The sequence below is a fragment of the Pedobacter sp. Hv1 genome (assembly GCF_001412215.1).
Taxonomy (GTDB): domain Bacteria; phylum Bacteroidota; class Bacteroidia; order Sphingobacteriales; family Sphingobacteriaceae; genus Pedobacter.
In genome coordinates this window covers 818,101-830,479 of sequence record NZ_LLWP01000004.1, presented here as the reverse complement: position 1 = coordinate 830,479, position 12,379 = coordinate 818,101, and the positions used below count along the sequence as shown (strand labels likewise).

Genomic DNA, 12,379 nt, shown 5'->3' with positions numbered 1-12,379 from the left:
GATTGCACAAATTTATACCCTAATATGAATTATTTTATAAAAAAAACAATGTAGACTTGTTAATGGAAGACTTCAGAGGTTGACCAAAAAAACCAAAATATAACCTTAATGTATGAAAAAATTTTTACTGTTCTTTTGTGTGCTTGCTATGGGCATAAATTTAGCCAAGGCACAAACCAGACAAGTAACGGGTACGGTAACCGAAAAATCTAACGGCGAAATACTGCCTGGTGTAGCTGTAATGATCAAAGGCACCAAGATTGCTGTGAGTACAAATGATAAAGGTGCTTATACAATTGCTGTCCCTACTACTGGTAGTCAAACCCTCGTTTTTAAGTTTATTGGCTTTAATGAAAAAGAAGTTGAAGTAGGCGATAAAAAACAAATCAATGTTGCATTAGAAGAAAGTTCAACTAGCCTTAACGAAGTGGTAGTGAACATTGGTTATGGAACTGTGCGTAAAGAAGCGTTAACAGGATCTGTATCTTCTATTGGTGCAAAAGAGTTGGTAGATTTTCCGGTAGGTACAGCCGCTGAAGCATTGGCTGGAAGGCTTGCTGGGGTAACTGCTACCACCACAGAAGGTAGTCCAGGTGCTGAAATTCAAATTAGAGTAAGGGGTGGAAGCTCGTTAACTGGTGATAACTCACCATTATATATAGTAGATGGAATTCAGGTTGAAAATGCATTATCCATTTTGTCTCCAAACGAAATTCAATCGATTGATGTTTTAAAAGATGTGGCTTCTACCGCTATCTATGGTAGTCGTGGAGCAAATGGGGTAGTAATCATTACCACCAAAAGCGGTAAAGACGGCAAAACCATTGTGTCTTTTGATACTTATGCCGGTGTGCGACAAATTGTAAACGAACTTCCGGTAATGAACCCGTACGAATATGTAATGTATCAGTATGAGCTTTACAATAACAATACTTCTGATGAAGTAAAAAGTACATTCGCCAAAAGGTATGGTACTTGGGAAGATTTAGATATTTATAAAAATGTACCAAACATCGATTGGCAAGATCGCGTTTTTGGTCGTCAAGCTTTTTCAAATACACAGGTATTAAGTTTATCTGGAGGTACCAAAACAACTACTTTTAATTTTACATTGAACAATACCAATGAAGATGGAATTATGTTGGAATCTGGTTTCCGCCGTACTTTTGCTTCATTCCGTTTCGATCATAAAATTTCTGATAAACTAAGGGCTGGTGTAAATGTACGTTACAGCAGACAACGTGTAGAAGGAGTGGGTACTACAAGTACAGGCTCTCAGGGCACAAACCGTTTAAGAAACTCGGTACGTTACCAACCTTATTCTGGTGGTGGCGAGTCTGGCGATTTATTTGATGCAGATTTTTTAACTACACAATTGTCTAACCCAATCTCTTTAGCACACCAAGAACTAAAGTACGATTACCGTAACGATTTGATCACTAGTGGTTATCTCAATTATCAAATTTTAAAGAACTTAAGTTTCAGATCTACTGTTGGTTTGAACTTTAATGATAGAAAAACAAATGGCTTTAATGGTCCGTTAAGTGGTTTGGCTAGAAATAACGCAGGTTTACCAGCCATTACTTTAGATAATTCTAATGCCACTACATTAATCAATACCAATACCATTAACTACAAACCAAACTTAGGTACTCAACACAGTTTAGATCTATTGGTTGGTCAAGAGTTAAACAAATTTGATATCAAATCTAATAGCAGTACCATTAAGTGGTTCCCGATGAATATTACTGCCGATGAAGCTTTTGCAAGTATTCAAAAAGCAGAACCACCAGTAGGATCTATTCAAGATAAACCTACTTCATTGGTTGGAGGCTCACGCCAATTGTCATTCTTCGCTAGGGCATCGTATTCATTTGCAGGAAAATATTTGGCTACCTTAAACTTCCGTAGAGATGGTTCTTCTTTCTTCGCTAAAGGCCAAAGATGGGGTAATTTCCCTTCAGCACAATTTGCTTGGCGTGCTTCTGAAGAAGATTTCATGAAAAACCTAAACTGGAATTGGTTAAACAACTTTAAAGTACGTGCCAGTTACGGTATTGCAGGTAACAATAGAATTGGACAAGATTTATATAGAACTTTATTCTCTGCAAACTCTACAGCTGGTGGTTATGCCGCATCTGATGGTTCGGTTACTACCGGTTTAATTGCAGGAAGTGTATTGGCCAATCCAAATATTACCTGGGAAAAAAACATATCTGGTAACTTAGGTTTTGATGTAGACTTATTTAAAAGCCGTGTATCTATTGCTTTAGATTTATATGATAACCGCACCAAAGATTTATTATTAAATGCGAATATCCCTCCAATTAACGGTTACAATACCCAACAACAAAATGTAGGTAAAACACAAAATAAAGGAATTGAGATCCAGTTAAATGGTCTTGCAGTGCGGACGAAAGATTTTACCTACAATGTTGGTTTAAACTTCTCGTTTAACAAGAACAAAATTCTGGAATTACAGAACAACGTTCAATCTTATGTGGCACAATCTGGCTGGGTTAACAGTTTAGCCGATTTTAAAGTAGAGGTTGGTAAGCCGGTAGGTCAATTCTATGGTTTCGTATCAGACGGAAGATATACGGTAGACGATTTTACATCTGTGCAAAATACAACTACAGGGGTATATACCTACACACTTAAACCAGGTATCGCTAACAGTAGAGTATTATTAGGTAACAGAGAGCCACAACCAGGCGATATGAAAGTGAAAAAACTATCAAATGGTACAAGCATGGTGATTAGTGATGACGATAAAACTGTATTGGGTACTTCTCAGCCTAAATTTACGGGTGGATTTAGCAATCAATTTGCCTATAAAAATTTCGATTTAAGTGTATTCATGAACTTCTCTGTTGGCAATAAAGTTTACAATGCCAATAAAATAGAATTTACTTCACAGTATAACGTAAAAGACAACAACCTTTTGGCAACCATGAACGACAGGTGGAGAAACTTTAACGAAAATGGTGTAAAAGTTACAGACCCTGCTTTGTTAACCGCAATGAATGCCAATACTACCTTATGGACACCTACAACTGGTAATTACGCCTTAACTTCTTATGCTATTGAAGATGGTTCATTCTTGCGCATCAGCAATGTAACTTTAGGTTATACCTTACCACAAAGTTTGGTTAAAAAAACAGGATTTATTTCTAAACTAAGGGTATACGGAACAGTAAACAACTTATACACCTTTACCAAATACACTGGTTACGATCCAGAAGCAAATACACGGAGGTCTAATCCACTTACCCCGGGTATCGATTATGCAGCATATCCACGTAGCAGATATGTATTGGCTGGTATTAACTTAATATTTTAATCCTTTTAGCTTTAAAAAAAATGAAAAATAAACTCATAAATTCTGCTTTTTTAGTGTTAGCTATTGGAGCGATGATCATTACCCCATCTTGTAAAAAGGTGTTAGATTTCGAATCAAACTCGTCATCAACGGAGGCAACTGTTTTTGAAAGTACTACGTATACAAATTCTGCCTTAATTGGTGTTTACAATAAATTAATTGGCGACAATGGTTACGGTAGTCGTTTATCTACTCTGTTTGGGCTAACAGCTGAAGATTTCAAAACTTCTGGGAGTTATGCCTCTTCAGACAGACGTGGAATTAGTATGTATGGTGCAAGTTCTGACAATACAGATTTGATCAACCCTTTTGCACAGTTGTACCAAGGTATTGAGCGTGCAAATATCTGTATCAAATACATTCCAGCATCAAAATTATATACCAGTGGTTCGGCAGCAGACCAAGCCTTAATGAAACGTTATTATGGTGAGGCTTTGGCTTTGAGGGCACAGTTCTATTTTGAACTGATCCGTAACTGGGGCGATGTACCACAACGATTTGTACCTGCTGCATTTGCCGAAACACTTTTCCCAACCAATGCAGATAGAGATCAAACTTATGAGCAGATTATTGCTGATCTAAAAACAGCAGCCGACCTAGTACCATGGAGAAGTGCTGCAGGTGATTATGGCAGTTTCCGCTTTACAAAAGGTGCAATTAAAGGCTTAAGAGCTAGAATTGCCTTATTTAGAGGAGGATATTCTTTAAGAACCACTACACGCCAAATGGAAAGAAGAGCAGACTATTTAACTTATTATAAAATAGCATTAGACGAGTGTAAGGAAATTATGGACAACCGTGCACAACACTCTTTAAATCCGGTATACGAGAATGTTTTTAAAACTTTACATGGTATACGTGTAGACGATGCACACGAATTGATGCTAGAAGTTGCTGCTTATGGAAGTAATGCTTCTACCGATAGTAAATTAGGCTATTACAACGGTATTCGTTTTGCTGCAGCTTCTACTTATGGTACTGGTGGTGGTGGTATGAATGCTATTCCTACCTATTTCTATGAGTTTGATGCCACAAAAGATTGCCGTAGAGATGTAACCATTGGTGTGTTTGAGATTACTGGTACTTCAAAAAAACTGATCAATACCTTAAACAATTTTACAGATGCAAAGTTCAGAAAATCGTGGACAGCATTTGATGGTAAATCATCATCGCAAAACTTTGCGGTGAATTGGCCAATATTGCGTTTTGCAGATATTCTATTGATGTATGCAGAGGCCGATAACGAAATCAACAACGGTCCATCGGCAACTGCTAAAAGTGCATTGCAAGAAGTACAAAAACGTGCTTATGCGGGTTTCGAGAATGATATTCCGGTTACGCCTACAGATAAAGCAGGTTTCTTCAACGCAATTGTTAAAGAGAGATTATTAGAGTTTGGTGGCGAGGCCATTAGAAAATTCGATCTGATCAGATGGAATTTAATTGATAGTAAATTCGCAGAAACTCGTGCTAAACTTCGTCAACTGATTAATGGAGAGGGTGTTTATGCCAATGTACCTCTATATGTTTATGCCAAAGAATCTAACTACAACTTAACGCCAAGTGTAGTAGAAGTAGCAAGCTTAGATCTGTTTGGTGGAGTGCCTTCAACTGTGTTATTTGCACCAGGTTTAGGTTCTACTACCGCACCAACAGGTTATACCGTTAAAAATTGGAGAAAAGCGCTGACAGAAGAAAACATGTTAACCAGTACTGCAACTGGGTTTGCATTTTATTTTGAGGCTAATAAAAAAGAGCTGTTGCCTTATCCAAAAACTGCATTGAACGAGAATCCTAATATGCTTCAAAATGCTGGTTATTAATTATCTAAAAAACAATTGTATGTTAATTAAAAATATAATCCATAACACAAGCACAAAGCTACTTTTGCTGTTGGCAATGGTACTGCTAATAGGCGCTTGTAAAAAGAATGATGAAGAGACCTTGGCAGCGCCTAGAATTTTTAAGGCAAGTGATATTAACATTGCTGCTGGAGCCAATTCGGCGAAAATTAAATGGGCAGTTCCAATTTTTGCAACAGGCAAAGCCTTAAAGTATACGGTAGACTTTTCAAAAGATCAGGCATTTGGTACCATTGCATTTTCGAAAGTTGTGGATACTGCTGGCATTACCGTTACAGATGATAATATTGAAGTAAGAACCCCGTATTTTGTGCGCATCAAGGCCAATGCTTTTGAAGATCAGCCAGAGTCGAAATATGTGATCAGCTCATCATTTACACTAACAGGAACACAGCTGTTTTTAGCTGTTCGTGATGCAGAGATTAAAGAAAATAGCGTTACACTTCGTTTTACAAGTGAAACAGGCTTGAGCAGCATTAAACTAACGCCAGAAACAGGTACTGCAATTACTACTACTTTAAGTGCGGGAGATTTAACAGCAGGCCTAAAAACAATCTCTGGTTTAACTGGAGGTTTAAAATATACTGCAGAATTGCTGGCAGGAACCAAAAATAAAGGTAATGTTACCTTTACTACAAGCCCTGCAACTGCTTATACGGTTAAAATTTCGCCAACTGATGATTTAGCTGCAACAATTGCAAGCGCTGCAAATGGGGCGGTAATCGGCCTAAATCCGGGGACATATAATTTAACTGCCTTAGCTACCTTTATTACTGCAAAAACAATTACCCTTAAATCTACTTCAGGTAATCCAGAAGATACGAAAGTGAATTACAAAGAATTTGATTTGGAAGGAACTGGTGCGGGGATCATTCTATCAGGTATTGATTTAGACGGAACAGCTGGTGCAGCACTTTATTTCTTAAACCTAATTGGTTCTCAGGCTGCCAACGGATCGGCGGCAACCTTTACCAATATAGTGGTAGACAATTGTATAGTACATGGCGCTACTACAGCGTTTTTACGTGCCGATAGAGGTACTGCCGCAAGAGACTTTAAAATTGGCAACATTACGGTAAATAATTCTGTGGTGTTTGACATGGGTGCAAACGGAGGTTCAAACTATTATACCTTCCACTTAAATAAATTAGAGTTTAATACTTTAACGGTATCAAAATCTACTTTTTACAATGCTGGTCCGGGTTTAGTTACTGCAAGTACTACCTACGCTGGTGCGGTTGTGCCAACGGTTAACATCAGTTACTCTACATTTAATGGTTTTGGTGGTAATGCTAAATATGCCTTACTAGATGCCAATGCCAACCCAGTTAATTTTAGTCTACAGAACAGTATTGTAGCCAACACACCAAAATCTGGTACTGTACAAGCTGCGGCTTTACGTTCGAGTGGTGCAGGTGTAACTACAACTTTTTCTTACAATAATACATTTGGTTTGTATAACGCCTTGACAGGGAATGTTGGTCTGACATTCCCGTCAACGGTAACCCAAACGGCAAACCAAACCATAGATTTAGGCTGGACGGGGGCGACAACTTCGTTTACATTGCCAGTTGGATCTAGTTTAAGAACAGCTAGTAGCACAAGCATTGCCTTGGGCGACCCTAGATGGGCTTATTAATCAAATGAAAAATAAAAAAGATGGGGTTTAAGCCTCATCTTTTTTTTGCTTTAAAACGAAATCCATGCAATTAAAAAAGATCAAATACTTATTTTTCCTTAGTTTTTTAACCTTGATGTCTTTTACCTTGATTAAAAAAGAAGTGATTACCGTATTTATTGTTGGCGATTCTACAGCAGCCAATAAACAGGCCAAAGCTTATCCAGAAACCGGATGGGGAATGGAATTTGCCCCTTTTTTTAATAAAGAAGTTAAAATAGACAATAGGGCATTAAACGGAAGAAGTACCAAATCTTTTATCAATGAAAAAAGATGGGAGGCTGTTTTAAAAGAATTGAAAGCAGGAGATTATGTATTGATAGAGTTTGGACACAACGATGAGAAAATTGACAAACCAGAAATCGGAACTTCGTTGGCCGAATACAAATCCAACCTGATCAAATACATCCAAGAAACTCAAGCCAAAAAGGCCAATCCAATTTTATTGACACCTATTGCCCGCCGTAGTTTTAAAAATGGTGTTTTTGGCGATACTCATAAAGGTTATCCAGATGTGGTGAGGAAATTAGCCGATTCGTTACACATCCCTTTAATTGACATGCAGCGCAAAACCGAAAAATTGATTGTTGGGCTAGGAGATGAACCCTCTAAAAAATTATTTCTATATGTTGATTCAGGTCATGTTAACTATCCTACTGGAAAAAAAGATGATACCCATTTAAATCCTGAAGGAGCAAAAAAAGTTGCCAGTCTTGTTGTAGAAGGGATTAAAGAAACAAAGAGTCCATTGGCTAAATATTTAATTGCCAACTAAGCATATTTTGTAACCACAAAATTTAAAGCAAATGAATGCCGTTTTTAAACCCTTATTTCTAGGTATTGCCATAAGTCTGTTGGCATTTCAAGCACCTAAAAAACATACACAACTTTTTTTAATAGGCGATTCTACGGTGGCAGATTATACTTTAGATTCTGGTTACTTAGAAAAGAAATTTCCATTAAATGGTTGGGGACAGGTTTTTCAACCTTTCTTTAAAAAAGACAGTTTAAATTTGGTTAAAAAGCTGATCAAGACAGATAGCGTTTTGGTTGTTGATAAAGCTAGGGGAGGAAGAAGCACACGTACTTTTTTTGAAGAAGGCAGATGGGCCGAAGTTTACAAAGCTTTAAAAAAGGACGATATCGTAATGATCCAATTTGGGCATAATGATGCTGCGGTTGATAAGCCAGAACGTTATGTAAATATTACGGGTTATAAAGAATATTTGAGGTTGTATGTCAATCAGACTAGAGAAAAGGGCGCAATACCCATTTTGATTACACCGGTAAATAGAAATTATCCGTGGAAAGACGGTAAGCTAAGTAATGTACATGGCGAATATCCAAATGCGGTAAAAGCAGTAGCTAAAGAACTGAATGTACAATTGATCGATCTCACACAATTGTCTATCAATGCATTTACGGCAAAAGGTCAAGCAGAGGTAACTTCAAAATACTTTATGAATTTTGAGAAGGGACTGTATCAAGGGTATCCAGATGGACAAAAAGACAATACCCACTTTCAAAAAGAAGGAGCAATGGCGGTTGCACAATTGGTATTTAATGCAATGAAAAAATTATAACCATGAAGAAAAGATTAGTAAAGCTGTTGTATTGTTTAATGGTTATATTGCTGACTGGCACTATGGCTCATGCATCAAGTCTCAAATCAACTGCCGATTTTGTAGTAGCAGCCGATGGTTCGGGTAATTTTAAAACAGTACAAGAAGCAATTAATGCCGTTCCAGATTTTAGAAAAACCACCACCACGATTTTGATTAAAAATGGCATTTACAAAGAGAAGTTAAATCTTTCTGCTTCTAAACAAATGGTAAAAATAATTGGCGAAAGCGTAGAAAAAACCATTTTAACTTTCGACGATTGGGCACAAAGAAAAAATGCATTTGGCGAAGAAAAAGGTACTTCAGGTTCTGCGAGCTTTTATATTTATGGGAGCCAGTTTTCAGCAGAGAATATCACCTTTCAAAATACAGCAGGCCCCATAGGGCAGGCCGTGGCTTTGTTTGTTGCTGGCGATAAAGCCAAATTTACCAATTGCAGGATGTTAGGGTTTCAAGATACACTTTATACCTACGGTTATGCCAGCAGGCAATACTATTACAAATGTTATATAGAAGGTACGGTAGATTTTATTTTTGGTTCGTCAACTGCGGTGTTTGAAGAGTGTGAAATCTTCTGTAAAAAAGCAGGTTATATTACGGCTTCTTCTTCACCAGATACTTCTAAATATGGCTATGTGTTTATCAAGAGTAAGATTACTGGAGATGCACCAGAGGGTTCTTATTATTTAGGCCGTCCGTGGCGACCTTATGCAAAGGCAGTATTTATCCAATGCGATTTGGGTAAAATGATCAAAGCAGAAGGATGGGACAATTGGGGTAAAACCACGAATGAAAAAACAGCATTTTATGCCGAATATCAAAATACTGGTCCGGGGGCAAACCTTAAAGGACGTGTAGCTTGGTCGCATCAATTAAATGAAACCACAATTCAAGAATATAGCTTGCTTAAAATTTTAAATGGCTGGAACCCGAAAGAGTAGCCTTTAGTCTGAAGTCAATAGTCCTTAGTCCAGAGTCAATTACTAAAATATCTATTTTCTATTACCTATTTCCCATTCCCTATTTACTACTAACTATTCCCCATTTCCTCCTACAATGAAAACACTTACCATCATCTTATTTCTTGCCACAGCTGTTTCAGTCAATGCCCAAACTTACCCTAAGTCTTTAACGGTAGCAAAAGATGGGAGTGGCAATTATCAGACTATTCAGGAAGCTGTAAATGCAGTGAGGGATTTATCAGAGGTACAAGTGCCTATTTATATTAAAAACGGAATTTATAAAGAGAAATTGGTTATTCCTGCTCAAAAATCTAAGATTTCATTAATTGGCGAAGACAAAGACAAAACCATTATTACTTATGATGATTATTCTGGAAAAGGAGGAATAAATACCTATACCTCGCATACAGTATTGGTACAGGGAAATGATTTTAAGGCCGAAAACCTCACTTTCGAAAATGCAGCAGGCCCCGTTGGTCAGGCCGTAGCTTTACATGTAGAAGCGGATCGGGTAGTGATTAAAAATTGCAAGATCTTGGGCAATCAAGACACGCTTTTCCCATCGGCAGATACCAGTAGGCAGTATTATGTAGATTGTTATATCGAAGGAACCACCGATTTTATTTTTGGTGCAGCAACCGTAGTTTTCGAACGTTGCCATATCCACAGTAAAAAGAACTCGTACATTACAGCAGCCTCAACCACCCAAGCCCAGCCTTATGGTTTTGTGTTTTTGAACTGTAAATTAACAGCTGATCCAGCATTTCAAAAAGTATACCTAGGTAGACCGTGGCGACCTTATGCCAAAACAGTATTCATCAATACAGAAATGAGTGCACATATTTTACCAGTGGGATGGCATGTATGGAACGAAAATAAAAACCATGAAACCACCTTTTATGCAGAATATGGATCTTCTGGACCTGGTTTTGTAAAAGAGAGTAGGATAGATTGGTCAAAACAACTCAGCAAAAAAGAGGCAAAAGCATATACCCTTAAAAATATTTTTGCTGGAAGAACCGCTTGGCTACCGAAATAATTTGACCATTCTGTTTCTGAATTCATAAAAAATCTCACTGATCAAATCATGAAAATAAAAGCACTTACCTTTCTTCTATTATGCAGCCTCTCCGTATTTGCTCAAAAACCAGCTATCTCTAAGGTTTGGGTAGCCGATTTGGGCAACGGAAAATATAAAAATCCAGTGTTAGATGCAGATTATTCTGATCCTGATGCCATAAGGGTAGGTGATGATTTTTACATGGTTTCTTCTAGTTTTGATGCAGTACCTGGATTACCCATTTTACATTCAAAAGATCTGGTCAATTGGACAATTATCGGTCATGCTTTAAAAAGACAACCACCATTTGAGCATTTTTCCAAAACACAACATGGCAATGGCGTTTGGGCACCAGCCATTCGTTTTTATAAAGGCGAGTTTTATATCTATTATCCAGATCCAGATTTTGGAATCTATTTAACCAAAGCAAAAAATGCAGCAGGACCTTGGTCTGAGCCTGTTTTGGTAGAAGCAGGTAAAGGATTGATCGACCCTTGTCCGCTGTGGGATGAAGATGGAAAAGTGTATTTGGTACATGGTTATGCTGGAAGTAGGGCAGGCATTAAAAGTATCATCGTAGTTAAAAAGATGAATGCAGCAGGCAATAAAGTAATTGATGAAGGTAAATTGGTTTACGATGGGCACGAATTAGATCCAACCATAGAAGGACCAAAGTTTTACAAGCGCAATAGCTACTATTATATTTTTGCTCCAGCTGGTGGTGTAGCTACGGGCTGGCAATTGGTATTGCGTTCTAAAAATGTATATGGTCCTTACGAGCGTAAAGTAGTAATGGATCAAGGTAAATCTCCAATCAATGGTCCGCACCAAGGCGCATGGGTAGATACACCAAGTGGCGAAGATTGGTTTTTGCATTTTCAGGATAAAGAGGCTTATGGCAGGGTAATGCATTTGCAACCGATGAAATGGATCAACAATTGGCCGGTAATTGGGATAGATGCTGATGGCGATGGGATTGGAGAGCCTGTTTTAACTTATAAAAAACCTACCATTGTAAAACCTGTTCCAATTGTCACACCTGCCGAATCTGATGAGTTTAACGATGTAAATTTAGGTTTACAGTGGCAATGGCAAGCCAATCCGTCTGCTACTTGGTCTTTTTTAAACCCTACAAAAGGAGCTTTACGTTTGTATTCGGTAAAAATGCCAGATAGTGCCAAAAACTATTGGGAAGTGCCTAATTTGTTGCTGCAGAAATTTCCAACAGAACAATTTACGGTAACCACAAAACTGAGCTTTACACCAAATACCAAGTTAGAAAATGAAAAAACAGGGCTCATTGTTGCGGGTTTGAGTTATGCCAACATCGCCATAAAAAGTAAAAAAGATGGGCTATATCTAGTGTATACTACCTGTAAGTCGGCCGATAAAGGTAAAGCTGAAAAAGAAGAAATATTAACCAAATTGAATTCAAAAGAAGTTCAGTTAAGGGTAACTGTAAGCAAAGGAGCCAAATGTCAGTTCAGTTACAGCTTAGATGGGCAGACCTTTATCAAGGTAAATGATGTTTTTCAGGCAGAACCAGGCAAATGGATTGGCGCTAAAGTTGGTTTATTCTGTGTAAGAGAACAACAAACAAACGATTCTGGTTATGCAGATTTCGATTGGTTTCGTATCAATTGATCTAAATCTGAGTTTATTCTTGCCAATAATGATGAACCAACCAATAACTAAAAAATGGTAACGATTGCATAGTTATTTTCTGGCTTTTAGTTCCATTCCTGTTTAAAACTATGTAGACTTGTTAAACGAATAACCAGCATTGCGAATTAAAATACTTGGCAAAGCTGTT

8 protein-coding genes are annotated in these 12,379 nt (G+C 37.7%); all 8 read left to right on the top strand.

Annotated features, from left to right (window positions below; translation table 11 throughout):
- Positions 1-112: 112 nt before the first annotated feature.
- The 8 genes from AQF98_RS11445 to AQF98_RS11410 all read left to right on the top strand — a co-directional run bounded on the left by AQF98_RS11445 (position 113) and on the right by AQF98_RS11410 (position 12,210).
- The gene (locus AQF98_RS11445; RefSeq protein WP_055132062.1) at positions 113-3,343 is read left to right on the top strand and encodes a TonB-dependent receptor; all 3,231 of its coding nucleotides are present in this window, start codon (positions 113-115) and stop codon (positions 3,341-3,343) included.
- Positions 3,344-3,363: 20 nt separating this feature from the next.
- Positions 3,364-5,205, top strand: coding sequence for a RagB/SusD family nutrient uptake outer membrane protein (locus tag AQF98_RS11440; protein ID WP_055132061.1), 1,842 nt, complete (start codon positions 3,364-3,366; stop codon positions 5,203-5,205).
- Positions 5,206-5,281: 76 nt separating this feature from the next.
- Complete coding sequence (locus tag AQF98_RS11435) at positions 5,282-6,883, top strand: DUF4957 domain-containing protein (protein ID WP_161805864.1); 1,602 nt, start codon at positions 5,282-5,284, stop codon at positions 6,881-6,883.
- Positions 6,884-6,947: 64 nt separating this feature from the next.
- The gene (locus tag AQF98_RS11430; protein ID WP_055132059.1) at positions 6,948-7,697 is read left to right on the top strand and encodes a rhamnogalacturonan acetylesterase; all 750 of its coding nucleotides are present in this window, start codon (positions 6,948-6,950) and stop codon (positions 7,695-7,697) included.
- Positions 7,698-7,728: 31 nt separating this feature from the next.
- Positions 7,729-8,505, top strand: coding sequence for a rhamnogalacturonan acetylesterase (locus AQF98_RS11425; RefSeq protein ID WP_055132058.1), 777 nt, complete (start codon positions 7,729-7,731; stop codon positions 8,503-8,505).
- A 2-nt stretch (positions 8,506-8,507) separates the two neighbouring features.
- Positions 8,508-9,485: a pectinesterase family protein gene (locus AQF98_RS11420; RefSeq protein WP_055132057.1), complete on the top strand. Its 978-nt coding sequence runs from the start codon at positions 8,508-8,510 to the stop codon at positions 9,483-9,485.
- Between the two features lie 115 nt (positions 9,486-9,600).
- The gene (locus AQF98_RS11415; protein ID WP_055132056.1) at positions 9,601-10,545 is read left to right on the top strand and encodes a pectinesterase family protein; all 945 of its coding nucleotides are present in this window, start codon (positions 9,601-9,603) and stop codon (positions 10,543-10,545) included.
- A gap of 48 nt (positions 10,546-10,593) precedes the next feature.
- Positions 10,594-12,210 (top strand): glycoside hydrolase 43 family protein, encoded by a 1,617-nt coding sequence (locus tag AQF98_RS11410; RefSeq protein WP_055132055.1) that lies wholly within the window; start codon positions 10,594-10,596, stop codon positions 12,208-12,210.
- Positions 12,211-12,379 lie beyond the last annotated feature (169 nt).

What these genes read in the sequence shown, in the direction of transcription:
- AQF98_RS11445 (WP_055132062.1), top strand. Translation starts at nt 113, where the DNA reads ATGAAAAAATTTTTACTGTTCTTTTGTGTGCTTGCTATGGGCATAAAT.
- AQF98_RS11440 (WP_055132061.1), top strand. Translation starts at nt 3,364, where the DNA reads ATGAAAAATAAACTCATAAATTCTGCTTTTTTAGTGTTAGCTATTGGA.
- AQF98_RS11435 (WP_161805864.1), top strand. Translation starts at nt 5,282, where the DNA reads ATGGTACTGCTAATAGGCGCTTGTAAAAAGAATGATGAAGAGACCTTG.
- AQF98_RS11430 (WP_055132059.1), top strand. Translation starts at nt 6,948, where the DNA reads ATGCAATTAAAAAAGATCAAATACTTATTTTTCCTTAGTTTTTTAACC.
- AQF98_RS11425 (WP_055132058.1), top strand. Translation starts at nt 7,729, where the DNA reads ATGAATGCCGTTTTTAAACCCTTATTTCTAGGTATTGCCATAAGTCTG.
- AQF98_RS11420 (WP_055132057.1), top strand. Translation starts at nt 8,508, where the DNA reads ATGAAGAAAAGATTAGTAAAGCTGTTGTATTGTTTAATGGTTATATTG.
- AQF98_RS11415 (WP_055132056.1), top strand. Translation starts at nt 9,601, where the DNA reads ATGAAAACACTTACCATCATCTTATTTCTTGCCACAGCTGTTTCAGTC.
- AQF98_RS11410 (WP_055132055.1), top strand. Translation starts at nt 10,594, where the DNA reads ATGAAAATAAAAGCACTTACCTTTCTTCTATTATGCAGCCTCTCCGTA.